Origin of the sequence: Cardiobacterium hominis, from assembly GCF_900637305.1 — a bacterium.
GTDB classification, from domain to species: domain Bacteria; phylum Pseudomonadota; class Gammaproteobacteria; order Cardiobacteriales; family Cardiobacteriaceae; genus Cardiobacterium; species Cardiobacterium hominis.
The window spans coordinates 1,555,258-1,572,301 of sequence record NZ_LR134365.1; the positions used below are offsets into that span (position 1 = coordinate 1,555,258).

Annotated in this window: 20 protein-coding genes; 15 read left to right on the forward strand and 5 right to left on the reverse strand. The window is 60.0% G+C overall.

Annotation, left to right across the window (positions count from 1 at the left end; genetic code table 11):
* Nucleotides 1–6 precede the first annotated feature (6 nt).
* Genes fabA through EL199_RS07635 form a run of 6 tightly spaced genes read left to right on the forward strand, consistent with a single transcriptional unit; the run spans nt 7 to nt 4,582 of the window.
* On the forward strand, nt 7–531 hold the full coding sequence (gene fabA / locus EL199_RS07610; RefSeq protein ID WP_004142636.1) for a 3-hydroxyacyl-[acyl-carrier-protein] dehydratase FabA: 525 nt from the start codon (nt 7–9) through the stop codon (nt 529–531).
* A 15-nt stretch (nt 532–546) separates the two neighbouring features.
* Nucleotides 547–1,065 (forward strand): DUF4865 family protein, encoded by a 519-nt coding sequence (locus tag EL199_RS07615; protein ID WP_004142635.1) that lies wholly within the window; start codon nt 547–549, stop codon nt 1,063–1,065.
* Nucleotides 1,066–1,083: 18 nt separating this feature from the next.
* Nucleotides 1,084–2,301, forward strand: coding sequence for a beta-ketoacyl-ACP synthase I (gene fabB, locus EL199_RS07620; RefSeq protein ID WP_004142634.1), 1,218 nt, complete (start codon nt 1,084–1,086; stop codon nt 2,299–2,301).
* Nucleotides 2,288–3,079 (forward strand): hypothetical protein, encoded by a 792-nt coding sequence (locus EL199_RS07625; protein ID WP_004142633.1) that lies wholly within the window; start codon nt 2,288–2,290, stop codon nt 3,077–3,079. The genes fabB and EL199_RS07625 overlap by 14 nt, the downstream gene beginning before the upstream one ends.
* 24 nt (nt 3,080–3,103) lie before the next feature.
* On the forward strand, nt 3,104–3,901 hold the full coding sequence (locus EL199_RS07630; RefSeq protein ID WP_004142632.1) for an NYN domain-containing protein: 798 nt from the start codon (nt 3,104–3,106) through the stop codon (nt 3,899–3,901).
* Nucleotides 3,902–3,910: 9 nt separating this feature from the next.
* A complete protein-coding gene (locus EL199_RS07635; RefSeq protein ID WP_004142631.1) occupies nt 3,911–4,582 on the forward strand; it encodes an epoxyqueuosine reductase QueH in 672 nt (223 codons plus the stop codon).
* 94 nt (nt 4,583–4,676) lie between these two features.
* Here the strand turns inward: EL199_RS07635 and EL199_RS07640 are convergent, their stop codons facing one another.
* From EL199_RS07640 to EL199_RS07660, 5 genes are all read right to left on the reverse strand, one after another.
* Complete coding sequence (locus EL199_RS07640; protein WP_004142630.1) at nt 4,677–5,039, reverse strand: DUF488 domain-containing protein; 363 nt, start codon at nt 5,037–5,039, stop codon at nt 4,677–4,679.
* Entirely contained in the window at nt 5,036–6,325 is a 1,290-nt protein-coding gene (locus EL199_RS07645) for an amidohydrolase (RefSeq protein ID WP_004142627.1), read from the reverse strand. The genes EL199_RS07640 and EL199_RS07645 overlap by 4 nt, the downstream gene beginning before the upstream one ends.
* A 106-nt stretch (nt 6,326–6,431) precedes the next feature.
* Nucleotides 6,432–8,705, reverse strand: a complete 2,274-nt coding sequence (locus tag EL199_RS07650; RefSeq protein WP_004142625.1) for a nitric-oxide reductase large subunit — start codon at nt 8,703–8,705, stop codon at nt 6,432–6,434.
* Between the two features lie 174 nt (nt 8,706–8,879).
* On the reverse strand, nt 8,880–9,278 hold the full coding sequence (locus tag EL199_RS07655; RefSeq protein WP_004142622.1) for a hypothetical protein: 399 nt from the start codon (nt 9,276–9,278) through the stop codon (nt 8,880–8,882).
* Between the two features lie 103 nt (nt 9,279–9,381).
* Nucleotides 9,382–9,723, reverse strand: a complete 342-nt coding sequence (locus tag EL199_RS07660; RefSeq protein ID WP_004142620.1) for a rhodanese-like domain-containing protein — start codon at nt 9,721–9,723, stop codon at nt 9,382–9,384.
* A 165-nt stretch (nt 9,724–9,888) separates the two neighbouring features.
* Here EL199_RS07660 and glyA point away from each other — a divergent pair, with 165 nt between their 5' ends.
* The 9 genes from glyA (at nt 9,889) to EL199_RS07705 (ending at nt 16,967) form a co-directional block, all read left to right on the forward strand.
* Nucleotides 9,889–11,142, forward strand: a complete 1,254-nt coding sequence (gene glyA, locus EL199_RS07665) for a serine hydroxymethyltransferase (protein ID WP_004142618.1) — start codon at nt 9,889–9,891, stop codon at nt 11,140–11,142.
* Between the two features lie 18 nt (nt 11,143–11,160).
* Nucleotides 11,161–11,619, forward strand: coding sequence for a transcriptional regulator NrdR (gene nrdR, locus EL199_RS07670; protein WP_040355673.1), 459 nt, complete (start codon nt 11,161–11,163; stop codon nt 11,617–11,619).
* Between the two features lie 139 nt (nt 11,620–11,758).
* Nucleotides 11,759–12,868 (forward strand): bifunctional diaminohydroxyphosphoribosylaminopyrimidine deaminase/5-amino-6-(5-phosphoribosylamino)uracil reductase RibD, encoded by a 1,110-nt coding sequence (ribD, locus tag EL199_RS07675; RefSeq protein WP_004142614.1) that lies wholly within the window; start codon nt 11,759–11,761, stop codon nt 12,866–12,868.
* Nucleotides 12,850–13,494 (forward strand): riboflavin synthase, encoded by a 645-nt coding sequence (locus tag EL199_RS07680; protein ID WP_004142612.1) that lies wholly within the window; start codon nt 12,850–12,852, stop codon nt 13,492–13,494. The genes ribD and EL199_RS07680 overlap by 19 nt, the downstream gene beginning before the upstream one ends.
* A gap of 4 nt (nt 13,495–13,498) precedes the next feature.
* Nucleotides 13,499–14,602 (forward strand): bifunctional 3,4-dihydroxy-2-butanone-4-phosphate synthase/GTP cyclohydrolase II, encoded by a 1,104-nt coding sequence (gene ribBA / locus EL199_RS07685; protein WP_004142610.1) that lies wholly within the window; start codon nt 13,499–13,501, stop codon nt 14,600–14,602.
* A gap of 360 nt (nt 14,603–14,962) precedes the next feature.
* Nucleotides 14,963–15,439, forward strand: coding sequence for a 6,7-dimethyl-8-ribityllumazine synthase (gene ribH, locus EL199_RS07690; RefSeq protein WP_004142608.1), 477 nt, complete (start codon nt 14,963–14,965; stop codon nt 15,437–15,439).
* A 234-nt stretch (nt 15,440–15,673) separates the two neighbouring features.
* On the forward strand, nt 15,674–16,108 hold the full coding sequence (nusB, locus tag EL199_RS07695; protein WP_004142606.1) for a transcription antitermination factor NusB: 435 nt from the start codon (nt 15,674–15,676) through the stop codon (nt 16,106–16,108).
* Nucleotides 16,109–16,209: 101 nt separating this feature from the next.
* Nucleotides 16,210–16,338, forward strand: coding sequence for a hypothetical protein (locus EL199_RS13530; protein ID WP_004142605.1), 129 nt, complete (start codon nt 16,210–16,212; stop codon nt 16,336–16,338).
* Nucleotides 16,339–16,400: 62 nt separating this feature from the next.
* Entirely contained in the window at nt 16,401–16,967 is a 567-nt protein-coding gene (locus EL199_RS07705) for a hypothetical protein (RefSeq protein ID WP_004142603.1), read from the forward strand.
* Nucleotides 16,968–17,044: the final 77 nt, after the last annotated feature.

Genomic DNA, 17,044 nt, shown 5'->3' on the forward strand with positions numbered 1-17,044 from the left:
GACACGATGAGCCAACACATCCCGCAAAACAGCTACAGCAAAGAAGAACTCCTCGCCAGCGGCCGCGGCGAAATCTTTGGCGCGGGCAACGCCCAACTGCCGCTGCCGAACATGCTGATGATGGACCGCATCATCCGCATCACTGACGACGGCGGCAAATACGGCAAAGGCGAAATCATCGCCGAACTGGACATCCACCCCGACCTCTGGTTCTTCGCCTGCCACTTCCAGGGCGATCCGGTCATGCCCGGCTGCCTTGGCCTGGATGCTATGTGGCAACTCGTCGGCTTCTTCCTTGCCTGGAAGGGGGGCGCCGGACGCGGCCGCGCGCTCGGCTGCGGCGAAGTCAAATTCACCGGCCAAGTCCTGCCCACCCATAAAAAAATCACCTATCACATCGACATCAAGCGCACCATCATGCGCCAACTGGTGCTCGGTATTGCCGACGGCACCATGTCCGTGGACGGCAAAGCCATCTACCACGGCACCGACCTCAAAGTCGGCCTCTTTACCAGCACCGACCAATTCTAACCGGAGAACCAGACCATGCACGCCATGCGTTATGCGATCACCCTGCCCGGTGATTACGACATGACGATTATCCGCAACCGGGTCGCAAAATCCGGGCATCTCATGGACGGCTTTCAAGACCTGCTGTTCAAGGCCTACCTCATTTCCGAAAAAACGGCAGGCGCCTTGCAAAACAGCTACAGCCCGCTCTACGTCTGGAAAGCCGCGGCAGGCATGAACAAATTTATTTTTGACGGTTACTTTGACAACATCCTGCGGGACTTCGGCTGGCAACACATCGAAATAGGCATTGCCGCCGGCGCCGCGCTGACCGATGCGTTCAAAGACAGCAAATACCTCACCGAAGAAATCGCTGCGATTAACCCGACAACCAGCCTGAAAAACCACAAACTCCAGGCTCAACCCCAAAATGACGAAACCGGCAAACTGGTCGTCTATAACCCGGACAAATGGCAACAAGCCGTCTTCACCTTCTATCGGGACAAGCCCGAAACCGAAAAAACGCGCTATGAAATATTGCACCTATCCATGTAACCAGGAGAACCCCCAAACATGAAACGCGTCGTCGTCACCGGCATGGGCATCGTCTCCAGTATCGGCAACAACTGCAAAGAAGTACTGGCCTCGCTGCAACAACTCCAATCCGGCATCAAACACAGCCCCGTGTACGCCGAAATGGGCCTGCGCTCCCAAGTAGAAGGCAGCATCAACATCGACACCAAAGCGCACATTGACCGCAAAATCCTGCGCTTCATGGGTGATGCTGCTGCCTACTGCTACATCGCCATGAAAGAAGCGATCGAACAGGCGCGCCTCTTGCCCGAACACATCTCCAATATCCGCACCGGCCTCGTCGTCGGCACCGGCGGCGCTACCCCTTCGGCACAAGTCGAAGCAGCGGACACCCTGCGCGCGAGCGGCGTCAAACGCATCGGCCCTTACGCCGTGACCAAAACCATGGCGTCCACCACCTCCGCCTGCCTCGCTACCCCCTTCCAAATCAAAGGGGTGAACTACTCCATCAGCTCCGCCTGCTCCACCAGCGCGCACTGCATCGGCCACGCCGCCGAAGTCATCCAGATGGGCAAACAGGACATCGTCTTTGCCGGTGGCGGCGAAGAAGTGCACTGGGCGCTGACCAGCATGTTTGACGCCATGGGCGCGCTTTCCACCAACTACAACGCCACCCCGGAAACCGCCTCGCGCGCCTACGACGCCAACCGCGACGGCTTCGTCATCTCCGGCGGCGGCAGCATCCTCGTCCTCGAAGAATACGAACACGCCAAAGCACGCGGCGCGACCATCATCGCCGAACTCACCGGTTACGGCGCCACCTCGGACGGCTACGACATGGTACAACCCTCCGGCGAAGGCGCGGTGCGCTGCATGCAAATGGCGCTGGCCGAACACGGCGGCGACGTGGGCTACATCAACGCGCACGGCACCTCGACCCCAGTCGGCGACACGCGCGAGTTAGAGGCCATCAAAACGGCATTTGCGGGCAAAACCGTGCCGCCCATCAGCTCGACCAAATCACTCACCGGACACGCTCTGGGCGCCGCCGGCTCGAACGAAGCCATCTACTCGCTGCTGATGCTGCAAAACCAATTCCTGGCCGCCTCGGCACACATCGAAACCCTCGACCCGAACGCCGGCGACCTGCCCATCCTGCGCGAAAGCCGCGAACAGCCGCTTAACGCCGTGATGAGCAACAGCTTCGGCTTTGGCGGCACCAATGCAACCCTCATCTTCAGCCGTGTCCAGGACTAAAACCGCCCTCGTTGCGGTACTCGCACTTGCCGCCCACATCGGCGGCAACGTGCAGGCACAATACGCCAACGGCGAAGAAATCCCCCTGCGTCCCGAACCGCCAGCCGCGGGCAAAATCGTCCAACAACCCGCCGAAAACACCGCGACCGCGGCGAACAACAAAAAAGCCGCCGAAGAAAAACTGCCGGGTGCAGGCGATGACCTGGATGCCTACGCCGCCGCGCAAATCGTCGCCCAGGCACAAGAAACCCACGCGGCAAAAGAAGCGGCAGCCGCCACACAAAACACCGAAACCGCTGCGGCAACATCCAGCCCCGCCGCGGCTGACGAAACCGGCGCCGCATCCGCGGCAGGGCAGGGCGGAGAGACCCCGGCTCCTGCCGCTACCAGCGAAAGCGAAACAGCCGCAGACGAACACAGCGACGACAACGTCGCCCTGCTGCCCGTCGAAAAACTCAGCCCGCCACCCGAACCGCCAGTGCAGACCGAAACCGTCGTCGTCGAACAAGCCATCTACCGCTGCCCCAAAGGCAAAAGCTACATCTACGTCGATGCCGACAAACGCAAAGGCTACAGCCGCTGCACCCTCTTCCGCGCCGAAAAAACCGAAGAAGTCCCGGTCGGCAGCCAGCCCGAAAAACCCTTGCCCGGCGGCAGCGCCAGTTGTAGCGGCACTATCAACTACAAAGGCAACACCTATCTCTTCCGCGACGGCATGCCTTGCCCCATCCCGGATAACATCTTCCGCCGTCTGACCCCAGCTGCGAGCAGCCGCTAAATTTTAGAAAAGTAGAAAAATAATATGTCCAGAATAAAAACCAGCCTAAATGTAATAGAAGAAAAAGCCGCCCGCTTAGCAGTTTTAATTGATGCAGATAACGCCTCATCGCAGACTATAAATGCCATATTGGAAGAAACTACAAAATTTGGCGACGCAACGGTTAAACGCATATATGGAAACTTCGTGAGTGGTGGCGGTAAATGGAAATCTGTAATTAATGAATTTGCTATTAAGCCTATGCAGCAATTTGCCTATACCAAAGGAAAAAATGCTACGGATGGTTTTATGATTATTGACGCAATGGACTTGCTCTATACCGAGCGCTTTGAGGGATTTTGTCTTGTATCAAGTGATAGCGATTTTACTGCATTAGCCATCCGTCTGAAAGAACAAGGGGTAATGGTTTATGGCTTTGGCAAAAAGCAGACGCCTGAAGCATTCCGCAATGCATGTAGCCAGTTTATTTATGTAGAAAACTTGATGCCAAAAACGATGGATAGTGTAGCAATAACTGAAATAGCCGAAAAGGCAAAATCTGCACAAAATGCGGTAACAACAGAAAAGACTATCGACAAAACAGAATCCCAACTACCACTAGATATCATCCGTAAAGTCTTCGAGCATTCAGATAACGAATGGATGGCAATAACTACCTTCGGCTCAACCTGGAAACGTTTACAAGTAGATTTTGATCCTCGTAGTTATGGCTGTAAAAAATTTACTGACCTAGTAAAAAAATATTCTGATGTATTTGCCTACGAGATGCGTCCAAATGCCGAAGGCACTCAAGAAAATATGTATGTCAAACTTAAAATATAAAATAAGACCATGAACATCAAAACCCCCTTCCAGCGCCCCAAACTCGTCCCTCCCGACGGCCATAACAAAGTCCTACTGCATTCCTGCTGCGCCCCCTGCTCAGGCGAAGTCATGGAAGCGCTGCTCGCCTCCGAAATCGACTACACCATCTTCTTCTACAACCCCAACATCCACCCGCGGCGCGAATACGAACTGCGCAAAGACGAAAACATCGCCTTTGCCGAAAAACACAACATACCCTTCATCGACTGCGACTACGATACCGACAACTGGTTTGCGCGCGCCAAAGGCATGGAATGGGAACCCGAGCGCGGCAAACGCTGCACCATGTGCTTCGACATGCGCTTCGAGCGCACCGCGCTGTACGCGCACGAGCACGGCTTTCCGGTGATTACCAGCTCGCTCGGCATCAGCCGCTGGAAAAACATGAACCAGATTAACGAAAGCGGTATCCGCGCCGCCGCGCCCTACCCGGATGTCCAATACTGGACCTTCAACTGGCGCAAGGGCGGCGGCTCGCAACGCATGATTGAAATCAGCAAGCGCGAACACTTTTACATGCAAGAATACTGCGGCTGCGTGTACTCGCTGCGCGACACCAACGCCTGGCGCCTGAAAAACGGCCGCGGCAAAATCAAACTGGGCGTGATGTACTACGGCGATGACGATAGCGACAAGTAGCCCCTGCGCTGAAGGTTTTTTGCAACAAGAATCCCGCCACTGGCGGGATTTTTTATGCGGATGGAGCGATAAGGCGGGTAGCCATAACCGTCGCTTAGTCCGCATGCAGATAATCCAGCAGCACCGCGATGTGCGAGCGTTCCGGCTGTTTGACGGCGGTGAGCAGTACGGTGCGCGGCTGTTCTTTGGCCAGCCGCCACAGTTCGGCCAGCGCCGCCTGGTGTTCCGGGTCTTGCAGCTCTTGACGGTAGCGCGCGGCGAAGGCGTCGTAGCGGTTGTCCGGGTCGGCGTGGTACCAGCGGCGCAGTTCGGCCGAGGGCGTCAGTGCTTTCAGCCAGACCACTTGCGCCATGAGTGCCTTGTGCACGCCGCGCGGGTAAAGGCGGTCAAGGAAGATGGCGGTTTCGCCCTCTTGCGGTTGGTAGTCGTAGATGCGGGCGACGCGGAAGGTGGTCATGGCTGGCTCCGGTTGAGGTGTTGTATGGCGCGGTAGAGGATGTCGGTTGCGGCGAGAAGCGCGTCTTCGTTGATGTCAAAGCGGGCGTGATGGTGTCCGGCGGCAAGCTCGCAGCCGATGAGGCAGTAGGTCGCTTCGCCGCCGCGCGCTTGTACGCGCTGCATGTACCAGGTGGCGTCTTCAGAGCCGCGCGCGCTGTGGTCTTCGGTTTGAACATGGTCGAAATGGGGTGAGTCCGCTGCCAAGCGCGCCAGTCGGGCGGCCAGCGCCGGACTGGGGCGGCAGTCGATGGCTTGTCCGGCAAGGCGGATTTCAGCTTCAACGCCATACATTTGTGCGGCGCCTGCAATGATGCGGCGCGCTTCGGCTTCGAGGTAGTCATTGATGCTGGCGTTGGCGCCGCGGGTTTCGATTTTCAGGGTGGCGTGGTCGGCGATGATGTTGCGCCCGCTGCCGGCGTGCAGTTCGCCGACGTTGATGCGTGAGGCGCCCGCGCTGTGACGCGGGATGGCGTGCAGGTTGAGGGCGGCGCTGGCAGCAGCGAGCAGGGCGTTTTTGCCGTCTTGTGGCGCGCCACCGGCATGGGCGGCGACGCCGCGGTAGATGACGTCCAGTTTGCTGCTGGCGAGAAATCCGCCTGCACCGGCGACGAAGCTGCGCTGCGGCACGCCAAGGCCGAGGTGGAGGGCGATGAAGTAGTCGGCATCGTCCACCACGCCCGTGGCGACTAGCGATTTGCCGCCGCGCACGCCTTCTTCGGCAGGCTGGAAGATGAGGCGGATTTTGCCGCGGAGGGCGGCGCGGTTTTCCGCGATGAGGGTAGCGACGGCGAGGCCGATAGCGCTGTGGCCGTCGTGGCCGCAGGCGTGCATGCTGCCGGGGTTTTGCGAGCGGAAGCCGTGCTGTTGCGGGTAGTGATCGGGCGCGTCGCTTTCGTGGATGGGCAGGGCGTCCATGTCCACGCGCAAGACGGTGGTCGGGCCGGGTTTGCCGCTATCCCAGTCAGCGACGACGGCGGTGTAGCCGTCTTTGAGCGCGTCAAGGAAGGCGGGATCGGCACCGTGTTCGCGTGCCCAGGTGGCATGCGCGGCGGTGGTCGCGGCGTCAGGTTTGCCCATGATGGCGGTCTCGCTCATCACCTCGCGTCCCAGGCGCAGGCGGTAGCCGAGGCGCACCAGTTCGGCGGCAATGCGGGATGCGGTGCGGATTTCGAGGAAGCCTTGTTCGGGATAGCGGTGGAAGTCGCGCCGCCAGGCGAGGAGTTGTGGTTTGAGGGTGTCGGACATGGGGGCTCCGGGCAGAAGAAGGGATACATACACCTGAGTGCTCGGTGTGTATGTATATTAAAACGAGAAAACCCGCCTGACGGCGGGTTTTTGCTGCGTGAGTGAATCAGCTTTGGGCGGTCGGGGTTGCCGCTTCGGCCGGTTCTTTGTGCAGCAGGCCTTTGACAATCTGGGTGCCGAAGGCGACTGCGCCGAGGATGAAGACGACGTCGCCGATGGTGCGTACCCAGCGCAGGGTGTGGATGATCGGCGTTTGCTCGGTGAATTCCGCGCTGCGCGCCCACCACAGGCCTTCGTTGATCGCGGCGTGTGCCTGGATGATGCCGATCGGCAGCAGGCTGGTGAAGAGCATCAATGCGAGGCCGAGGTTAAGCAACCAGAAGGCGCAGAACATCAGTTTGCCGTTCATTTGCAGGGTCGGGCGGATGTAGCGCAGGACCATCAGGGTGAAGCCGAGGGCGAGGAAGCCGTACACGCCGAACAGTGCCGCGTGCCCGTGGTTCGGGGTGGTGTTCAGCCCTTGCAGGTAGTAGAGCGAGATCGGCGGGTTGATGAGGAAGCCGAAGACGCCGGCGCCGAGCATGTTCCAGAAGGAGACGGCGATGAAGAAGGTCAGCGGCCAGCGCATCGGTTTCATCCATTCGGATTTGTGCTGGATGGTCCAGTTCTCGAAGGCGTCGTAGCCGAGCAGCACCAGCGGCACGACTTCCAGCGCGGAGAACATCGCGCCAATGGCGAGGATCGGCGTGGTGGTGCCGGCAAAGTAGAGGTGGTGGAAGGTGCCGGGGATACCGCCGATCATGAAGAGCATCGCGGCAAGCAGGGCGGCGGTGGTGGCGGCGCGTTTGCTGACCATGCCGAGGTTGTAGAAGATGAAGCCGACCGCGGTGGTGGCGAATACTTCAAAGAAGCCTTCTACCCAGAGGTGCACGACCCACCAGCGCCAGTATTCCATGATGGAGATATGGGTGTGTTCGCCGTAAACCAGCGCCGGGGCGTAGAGCAGGCCGATGGCAGCGGCGGAGGCGGTGAAGAGGATGAGCAGGCTCTTGTCGCCCGGCTGGCGCAGCGCCGTCCAGATGCCGCGCAGCATGAGGGCAAGCCAGAAGACGAGGCCGAGGAACAGGGCGATTTGCCAGAGACGGCCGATTTCGACGAATTCGTAGCCCTGGTGGCCGAGCCAGAAGTTCAGTTTGCTGTTCATCCAGCCTTTGAGGGCAACGAACTGGCCGAGGTAGGAGCCGACGACGACGACAATCAGTGCCCAGAAGAGCAGGTCAACGCCGAGTTTTTGGAATTTCGGGTCTTTGCCGCCGTTGATAATCGGCACGAGGAACAGTCCCGCGGCGAGGAAGCCGGTGGCGATCCAGAAGATGGCGGACTGGATGTGCCAGGTGCGGGTCAGGCTGTAGGGCAGCCAGTCGGCGACCGGGATGCCGTAGAAGTCTTGTCCTTCAACGGTGTAGTGCGCGGTGAAGCCGCCCAGCATGACTTGCGCGAAGAACAGCGCCGCGACGATCAGGAGATATTTGCCCAGCGCTTTTTGCGACGGGGTGAGTTTGACCAGGGTGAGCGGGTCACGTTCGGGGATGACGATTTCGTCGTGCTCGTGACGGGTGAAGAATGCCCAGATCCAGATAACGGAACCGATGCCGAAGATCAGGGTGACGACAGAGCTAATGGACCAGATGACGTTTTCTGCGGACGGATGGTTGCCAATCAGCGGCTCATGCGGCCAGTTGTTGGTGTAGGTGACGTCCAGATTCGGGCGGTTGGTGGATGCTGCCCAGGCAGACCAGAAGAAGAAGGCATTGAGCTTGGCGCGCTTGTCGGCGTCAGGCAGGGTGTCTTCTTTCATCGCATAGGCTTCGCGCAGTTTGTGCAGTTCCGGGGCGCTGCCGAACAGTTTGTCGTAATAGGCGGCAACACCTTCGATAGAGCGGACGCGGTCGGCAGAAAGGGTGACCTTGCCGGTTGCCTGATCGTAAGTGTTCTTGCGGAACGCCTGCTGCGCGTCGTAATGCAGCGTGGCCTGATCGCGTTCAGAGAGCTGGTCGTAGGGCTTGCCGTATTCGCGTTGCGCCTGCTGGTCGAGCCAGCCGAGCACTTCGCGGTGAATCCAGTCAGCGGTCCAGTCCGGCGCCTGATACGCGCCGTGTCCCCAGACCGTACCGACCGACATGCCGCCGATGGATTGCCAGGCGGACTGACCGGCGAGAATATCGGCCTCGGTGTAAATCGTTTTGCCGCTTTCATCGACAAATTCCGCCGGAATCGGCGGACGTTCGTTATAAATTTCCTTGCCGAAATAGCCAAGGATGATGAACGAACCAATCATAATTAGGCCGAGAATTATCCACAGCCTCTTGTATTCTTTCATGTTTTATTGCCTCCAGGGAACAGAAAATGCAGCGACGGACGTCGCGACGCGCGGCATTTTTACAAAAGGGCAAGGAGGCTACCTTGATAAAGGTCAGGATTGTAATAAATTCTTTAATATTTGGCGGCTAGCCAAGCGGGCAAATCAAAGTGCAGAACGACTGGGAAAGCGTTGCTAGAGACGGATGCGCCAGCCGTCAGCGGTGTGGTGCAGCGTAACCACACGGGGAAAAGTCGTGCCGTCTTGGGCGGTAATGACGAGCGGCAGGCGCAGCGCATCGCCATGGCCAGCGGCGCTTGGTGCAGCGTTGCCCGCAATCTCGCGCAGGCCTTGATGCGCCTGCACCATCTCCGGCAGCGCACCGAACGCGGCGCGCACCAGCACGAGCTTGTCATCCGGTGCAAGACACGCGGGCGCCTGCGGCGGGAAGTAGAGCAGGGCGGCGGCACGTTCGCTGTTGCCTTCCAGCCAGGCGGTGAAAAAGGCGGTGGCGGCGGCAAGCGGTTCGTCTGTTTGCGCGAAGGCAGGGGCGGTGAAGGCGGCGACAAGGGCGAAGATGAGGCGAGTTTTCATGGTGGCTCCATTAGGCGCTACTGTGTATATAAGGATTATACATACACGAACCCCGCTACCCTGTATGTAAATAAGAAAAAACCGCCTTGCGGCGGTTTTTCATTTATTGCGCGGCAGGCGCGGCCTCTTTTTCTTTGGCGACAAAGGCTTGCGCGTCGGCGAGCGTACCGAGGTTGGTTACCTTGCGATAGCCCATGCCGTTCAGCACCTGTTGCGCGACACCGGCACGGCGGCCGCTGCGGCAGTAAACGTAAATGTCGGCGTCGTGGTCTTGGGTGATCTCGCTGATTTTTTGCGAGACTTCATCGACCGGGATGTTCACCGCGCCGTCGGCGTGCGCTTCGGCAAATTCTTCTGGGCTGCGCACGTCAATCAGGTATTGCTCGGCGGAGGCGGCGAGGGAGGCGGCGGCGAGCAGGCTGCCGAGGACGAGTTTTTTAAGCATGAAGGGTCTCCGTGGGTTGTTGAAAAGGCGGGCAATGTTACGGGGCGGGCGAAAAGCGGGCAATGGCGCGGTGTCGCAGGATTTTGCTTCGCCGTCTCGCAGTTGCCCCGCTATGCGGAAATCGCTACCATAGCCCGCCTCAAACCCCTACCTTAATTTCTCCCCATGTTTAGTAAAGATATGACCATCGCGGGCTTCGATGATGAGCTGGCCGCCGCCATTCGTGGCGAGGCGCAACGCCAGGAAACGCACATCGAGCTGATCGCTTCCGAGAATTACGCCAGTCCGCGCGTGCTGGAAGCGCAGGGCAGTTGCCTGACCAACAAGTACGCCGAAGGTTATCCGGGCAAGCGCTACTACGGCGGTTGCGAGCATGTTGACGTCGTGGAAACACTCGCTATCGAGCGCGCCAAGACGCTCTTTGGTGCCGATTATGCCAACGTGCAGCCGCATTCCGGTTCGCAGGCCAACGCCGCCGTTTTCCTTGCACTGTTGGAAGCGGGCGACACCATTCTGGGCATGGATCTCGGCCACGGCGGCCATCTCACGCACGGCTCACCGGTGAGCTCCTCCGGCATCCTTTATAACGCCGTGCATTACGGGCTTGACCTGAAAACCGGCTTGATTGATTACGACGCGATGCAGCGCATTGCCAACGAACACAAGCCAAAGATGATTATTGCCGGCTTCTCCGCTTACTCGCAGGTGCTGGATTTACAGCGCTTCCGCGACATTGCCGACAGCGTCGGCGCGTATCTGCTGGTCGATATGGCGCACATCGCCGGATTGGTCGCGACCGGACTCGCGCCGAACCCGGTGCCGATTGCCGATGTCGTCACCTCAACCACCCACAAAACCCTGCGCGGGCCGCGCGGCGGGCTGATTCTCGCGCGCGCCAACGAAGCGATTGAGAAAAAGCTCAACTCCGCCATCTTCCCCGGCATTCAGGGCGGGCCGCTGATGCAGGTCATCGCCGCGAAAGCCGTCGCGTTTTTGGAGGCGCTGGACCCCGCCTTCACCAAATATCAGGAGCAAGTACTGGATAACGCCAAAGTCATGGCCAAAGTCTTCCTCGCGCGCGGTTACGAACTGGTCTCCGGCGGCACCAAAAACCACCTGATGCTGCTCAACCTCGTCAATAAAAACCTCACCGGCCGCGCCGCCGATGCCGCCTTGAGCCGCGCCTACATCACCGTCAATAAAAACGCGGTACCGGATGACCCGCAGCCCGCCTCGGTAACCAGCGGCATCCGCATCGGCACGCCCGCTATCACCACCCGCGGCTTCAAACAGGCGGAAGCGAAACAGGTCGCCACCTGGATTTGCGACATTCTGGATGACATCGACAACGAAGAAGTCATCCTCGCCGTGCGCGAAAAAGTGAGCAAACTCTGCGCCGAATTTCCGGTGTACGGCTAACCGCAGCGGAGCGCGTCCTTGCATTGCCCCATCTGCCACCGGCCCGATACTCGCGTCATTGACTCGCGCCTCATCAGCGACGGCAGCAAAATCCGCCGCCGTCGCGAATGCACCAACCCCGCCTGCGCCACCCGCTTCACCACCTACGAAACCGCAGAAATCTCGCTGCCGATGGTAATTAAACAAAACGGCGAACGGCAGGCGTTCTCGGCGGAAAAACTGCGCAACGGCCTGCTGCGCGCCATCGAAAAACGCCCGGTGAGCGTCAATAAAATCAATCAGTTGATAGAAGATATCGAAAACCGCCTGCGCATCAGCGGCGACCGCGAAGTCGCCTCGCGCAAAATCGGCGAATGGGTCATGGCGGGGCTGAAAAACATCGACCATGTCGCCTATATCCGCTTCGCTTCAGTCTATTTGAGCTTTCAGGATGTGGAAGCCTTCATCAACACCATCGCCGAACTGCGGCGGAATTGAGCGCTTTTGCTTTGTGGCAGCTTGGGGGCGCGAGGATGCGCTGACCCGGCCTGTACATTTACATACACCTGAGCGCTCATGGTGTATGTAAATTCCGCCCGCCATCCCCTTGAACCAGAAACGCCGGAAACCACCAACCATGACCACCGCCGCACAAGACATCCCCTGGATGCAAGCCGCCCTCGAATTGGCACGACAAGGCATCTTCTCCACCGCCCCGAACCCGCGCGTCGGCTGCGTGATCGTCAAAGGCGGTGAAGCCGTCGGCAAAGGCTTTCACGTCCGCGCCGGTGAGCCGCACGCCGAAGCGCACGCCCTGCGCGAAGCGGGCGCTGCCGCCCGTGGCGCCACCGCCTACGTCAACCTCGAACCCTGCGCGCATCAAGGCCGCACCCCGCCCTGTGCCGACGCGCTGATTGCCGCTGGCGTCGCCCGCGTCGTCGTCGCCTGCCGCGACCCCAACCCGCTCGTTGCCGGACAGGGCATCGCCCGCCTGCAAGCGGCGGGTATTGACGTCACCGAAGGCGTCTGCGAAGAAGAAGCGCAGGCGCTCAACAGCGGTTTCTTCCGCCGCATCACCACAGGGCGTCCGTTTGTCACCGTCAAACTCGCCGCCTCGCTCGATGGCAAAACCGCACTCGCCAACGGCGAAAGCCAATGGATTACCAGCGAAGCGGCGCGCGCCGACGTGCATTACCACCGCCTCGCCGCCGACGCCATCATCGCCGGCACCGGCAGCATCATCCGCGACAACGCCCGCCTGACCGCGCGTTACCCGACCGAACTGCCGAACCAGCCGCCGCTGCGCGTCATCATCGACAGCCGCCTGCGCACGCCGCGCGATGCCGCCGTTTTCGACGACCCCTCGCCCATCCTCATCGTCTGCGGCATGGATGCGCGCGCGCCGAACTACCCCGCGCACGTCGAATGGCTGCGCCTGCCGCTGGTCGGCGGCCGCGTGCCGTTGCCCGCGCTTTTGGACGAACTGGGCACGCGTGGCGTCAACAACGCCTTCGTCGAAGCGGGCGCTTCTCTCGCCGGTGCCTTTCTGGAACAAAACCTCGCCGACGAAATCCTGCTCTATCTCGCCCCCTGCCTGCTCGGCAGCGGCGCGCGCGAACTGGTACAACTGCCGCCGTTACAGCGCTTATCTGATAGAATGCGCGCCCGCATTGACGACTGCACCCCCATCGGCGCCGACCTGCGCCTGCGCCTCACCCCGGAAACCCCATGTTCACAGGCATCATAGAAACCACCGGAAGCTTGCAACGCCGCGACGACCACGGCGACGACTGCACCCTCACCATCGCCTCCGACACCTTCGATTTCAGCCGCTGCGCCCTCGGTGACAGCATCGCCGTCAATGGCGTCTGCCTCACCGCCGTCGCGCTGACCCCACACAGCTTCAGCGCCGACGTCTCGCACGAAACCCTGCGCCTGACCACCCTCGGCAGCCTGCAAAGCGGCGACGCGGTAAACCTCGAATACGCGCTGACGCTCGCCACCCCGCTTGGCGGCCACCTCGTCAGCGGCCACGTCGATGGCGTCGGCGAACTGCTCGCGCGCGAAGCCGACGCACGCAGCGAACGCCTCACCTTCGCCGCGCCCGCGCCGCTTGCGCGCTACATCGCCGCCAAAGGCTCGATAACCATCAATGGCGTCAGCCTCACCGTGAACACAGTCGATGCCAACCGCTTCAGCGTCAACATCGTGCCGCACACCATGAGCCGCACCACCCTCGGCGCACTACAACCCGGCGACGCGGTGAACCTTGAAGTCGATCTCGTCGCCCGCTACCTCGAACGCCTGCTGACGGCGCCGCAAGAAAACAGCGGTGTCCTCACCCTCGAAACCCTGCAAAAACACGGATTCTGAAGCTATGCCCCTGAACACCACCCCGGAAATCATCGACGACATCCGCGCCGGCAAAATGGTCATCCTCATGGATGACGAAGACCGCGAAAACGAAGGCGACCTGGTCATCGCCGCCGAACACATCACCCCCGAAGCCATCAACTTCATGGCGAAATACGGGCGCGGCCTCGTCTGCCTCACCATCACCCAGGCGCGCAACGACCAGCTCAAACTCTGGCCACAATCGCGGCGCAACAACTCGCCCTACCACACCGCCTTCACCGTCTCCATAGAAGCCGCCGAAGGCGTTACCACCGGCATCAGCGCCGCCGACCGCGCCCGCACCATCCTCGCCGCCACCGCCAAAGACGCGCGCCCGGAAGACCTCGTCCAGCCCGGCCACATCTTCCCTATCGTCGCGCGCGAAGGCGGCGTCCTCACCCGCGCCGGCCACACCGAAGCGAGCACCGACCTTGCCCGCCTCGCCGGACTCGAACCCGCAGCCGTTATCGTGGAAATCCTCAAAGAAGACGGCTCGATGGCGCGCCGCCCCGAACTTGAACAATTCGCCGCCGAACACGACATCAAAATCGGCACCATCGCCGACCTCATCGCCTACCGCCTGGAGCGCGAACAAACCATCGCTCGCATCGCCCAATGCGAACTACCGACCGCATACGGCAGCTTCACCCTGACCGCCTACCAAAGCATCTACGACAAAAACCGCCTGCACTACGCGCTCACAAAAGGCCACATCCAGGCGAGCCGCCCGACCTTCGTCCGCGTACACGTACAAAACACCCTGGGTGACCTCTTCCACGCAGATTTGCGCGAGCGCACCCACACCCTGCAAGAAGCGCTGCAACGCCTCGCGCAAGAACCGGATGGCATCATCGTCGTGCTGGACGACGCACAAAGCCATAACGACATCATCAGCCGCATGGTCGCCTTCTCGCACAACAACCCGCCGCCGAAACGCCCGCAAGAACAAGACCTGCGCACCTACGGCATCGGCGCACAAATCCTCATCGACCAGGGCGTCGGCAAAATGCGCCTGCTCTCCGCACCGTACAAATTCACCGGCATCTCCGGCTACCAGCTGGAAGTGAGCGAATACCTGGCGGAATAAAAAACCTTCCCTGCCTGTTTCCCTCCCCCGTGGGGGAAAAGTTAGGGGCCGTTGACAATTCGACGAACGAGCCCCTCTCCCTCTGGGAGAGGGGTTGGGGTGAGGGCAGCAATCAATTGAAAAACAGGAATTTTGGTTCATCAATGATTGCTCACCCCCTCCCCAACCCTCCCCCGCCGGGCTTCGCCCTGCAGGGGAGGGGGTGTAGAAACCGCGCTAGTCGTTGAATAGTTCCCCTTCCCCCGTGGGGGACTGGAACAGCTCGTCTGAAGGACGAGAAAGTTAGGGAGGGAACAGCAAACCACCCCGCGCAGCGACACCATCACCAACAAACCATTTACCAAAACACAAGGACCCCACATGACACACCAAGTAAACCGCCTCGAAGGCGACTACATCCTCGAAAACGCGCGCTACGCCATCATCTGCTCGCGCTTTAACGACTTCATCGTCAACAAACTCGAAGCAGGCGCCATCGACACCCTGAAACGCCACGGCACCGACCTCTCCAACATTGACGTCGCCTACGTCCCCGGCGCGCTCGAACTCGGCATCGCCGCGCAACGCCTCGCCGCCACCGGTCGCTACGACGCCATCATCGCCCTCGGCGCCGTCATCAAAGGCGCGACTGCCCACTTTGACATCGTCATTGGCGAAAGCGCCAAAGCCTTGAGCCACGTTGCGCTCAGCCACGACATCCCGGTCATCAACGGCGTGCTGACCACCAACAGCATCGAACAAGCCGTAGAACGCGCTGGCACCAAAGCCGGTAACAAAGGCGCGGAAGCGGCACAAGTCGCCATCGAAATGGTCAGCCTGCTGCGCCAAATCGGCTAAACAAATTTCCCCTCCCCAGCGAAGCGGGGGAGGGATAGGGAGGGGGTGTGAAAAGTCGCGTAGCGACCGCATCAAAACACATTACAAACGACACGCCAAACCTGAACTCCACCATTCTCCCTCCCCCTGTGGGGGAAATGTGGGGGCATCCGCACACCTCGCATCACACAAACAACCCTGCACAAAACCCAGCCCCCGCTTGCGGGGGCAACTTCATAAAACCAGACACAAACCATGAAAAACCTCAAACGCCAGGCCATCGAACAGCGCAGCCGCGCCCGCCGCCAACTCCTGCAAGCCCTCTACCAATGGCAAATGAGCGGCGATGACCCGTGGAGCGTGCGCCGCAACCGCCTCGTCGATCCCAAAACCGGCGACATTGACGACGACTACTTCAACGCCGCCTTTGACACCATCAGCGAAAAACGCGACCTCTACGACACCCGCGTTGCCGAACACACCCACCGCCGCCCCAGTACACTCGACCCGGTAGAGCGCGCCATCCTCTGGATTGGCATGTACGAACTGATTGAGCGCTTCGACATCCACCCCACCGTCACCATCAACGAAGCGGTCGAACTCGCCAAACAATTCGGCGCGGCAGACAGCTACAAATACATCAACGCCACCCTCGACCACCTCGGCAAAACCCTCCGTCCCAACGGCTGAAAATCTACCTCGCCCACGGCCGTGGCGGCTCGCGGCACAGCAAAGAAACCTTCCACCTCGCGCGCACCGTCAAGCGTGCCAGCCGCGACACCCCGCGCGAAATGATGGCAAGCCTCACCGTTGCCGAGGTGCGCGAGCAGATGCCCGAACAGGTCATCGCCTACCAAAAACGCAACCCCGCCCCGATTTGGATGCGCTGGTCGCCGATCTGCACACTGCCGCCGCTATAACCATCCCGTTTTTTCACTCCGTCCGACTGTATTAAAAAGTCCCGTAACCCAAAAGAAACATAATGAAAAACCCCCTACTCCTACTGCTTGCCGCCTACGCCCTTCCTGCGCTTACCCAAACGCACTATCCCACCGCTGTAGCGGACGGCTTGGAAAAAATGGCCGCACCGTGCGTACAGGCCAAAGGGAGCCCCTATTTCAAGCAAGCCCTGACCGTTGCCGATTTGAACATCGACGGCCTGCCCGAATACATCGTGGACGGCAGCCGCTTCGTCTGCAAGGGTGCGGAATCCGCTATCAACCAAGACGGCGGCGGCACGGTGGAAATCTACACCGGTCAGAGCGACGGCAGCGCCCGCCTCGCCTTTGCCCATGCAGCGCACGGAACCTACTTGAAAGACGATTATTCCTACGCCAAAGCCGAAGCGGACATCGCCGTTGGCGGCGACCCGAAAACTGCCGGCAACCTCTCCCGCCTGTATCTGATTGTATCGGGCGAGTTGTGCCGTAAAAACCGCGAAACCGAGCCTGAATCCCCCTGTATGCGCCCGCTGGTGTGGAATATCGAGAAAAGACAGTTTGAGTTTAACGGTGTCCATGCCACCATTGGTTTGAGCGAAAGTAAGTAGGTCGGGCATAAATGCCAGACCTACAAAATGGATTTTTGGGCGGCGATGAAAGTGTTTTACAAGCTGTCAGAACTTGT

Coding starts and splice junctions, on each gene's coding strand:
- fabA (WP_004142636.1), top strand. CDS start 7: ATGAGCCAACACATCCCGCAAAACAGCTACAGCAAAGAAGAACTCCTC.
- EL199_RS07615 (WP_004142635.1), top strand. CDS start 547: ATGCACGCCATGCGTTATGCGATCACCCTGCCCGGTGATTACGACATG.
- fabB (WP_004142634.1), top strand. CDS start 1,084: ATGAAACGCGTCGTCGTCACCGGCATGGGCATCGTCTCCAGTATCGGC.
- EL199_RS07630 (WP_004142632.1), top strand. CDS start 3,104: ATGTCCAGAATAAAAACCAGCCTAAATGTAATAGAAGAAAAAGCCGCC.
- EL199_RS07635 (WP_004142631.1), top strand. CDS start 3,911: ATGAACATCAAAACCCCCTTCCAGCGCCCCAAACTCGTCCCTCCCGAC.
- EL199_RS07640 (WP_004142630.1), bottom strand. CDS start 5,039: ATGACCACCTTCCGCGTCGCCCGCATCTACGACTACCAACCGCAAGAG.
- EL199_RS07645 (WP_004142627.1), bottom strand. CDS start 6,325: ATGTCCGACACCCTCAAACCACAACTCCTCGCCTGGCGGCGCGACTTC.
- EL199_RS07650 (WP_004142625.1), bottom strand. CDS start 8,705: ATGAAAGAATACAAGAGGCTGTGGATAATTCTCGGCCTAATTATGATT.
- EL199_RS07655 (WP_004142622.1), bottom strand. CDS start 9,278: ATGAAAACTCGCCTCATCTTCGCCCTTGTCGCCGCCTTCACCGCCCCT.
- EL199_RS07660 (WP_004142620.1), bottom strand. CDS start 9,723: ATGCTTAAAAAACTCGTCCTCGGCAGCCTGCTCGCCGCCGCCTCCCTC.
- glyA (WP_004142618.1), top strand. CDS start 9,889: ATGTTTAGTAAAGATATGACCATCGCGGGCTTCGATGATGAGCTGGCC.
- ribD (WP_004142614.1), top strand. CDS start 11,759: ATGACCACCGCCGCACAAGACATCCCCTGGATGCAAGCCGCCCTCGAA.
- EL199_RS07680 (WP_004142612.1), top strand. CDS start 12,850: ATGTTCACAGGCATCATAGAAACCACCGGAAGCTTGCAACGCCGCGAC.
- ribBA (WP_004142610.1), top strand. CDS start 13,499: ATGCCCCTGAACACCACCCCGGAAATCATCGACGACATCCGCGCCGGC.
- ribH (WP_004142608.1), top strand. CDS start 14,963: ATGACACACCAAGTAAACCGCCTCGAAGGCGACTACATCCTCGAAAAC.
- nusB (WP_004142606.1), top strand. CDS start 15,674: ATGAAAAACCTCAAACGCCAGGCCATCGAACAGCGCAGCCGCGCCCGC.
- EL199_RS13530 (WP_004142605.1), top strand. CDS start 16,210: ATGATGGCAAGCCTCACCGTTGCCGAGGTGCGCGAGCAGATGCCCGAA.
- EL199_RS07705 (WP_004142603.1), top strand. CDS start 16,401: ATGAAAAACCCCCTACTCCTACTGCTTGCCGCCTACGCCCTTCCTGCG.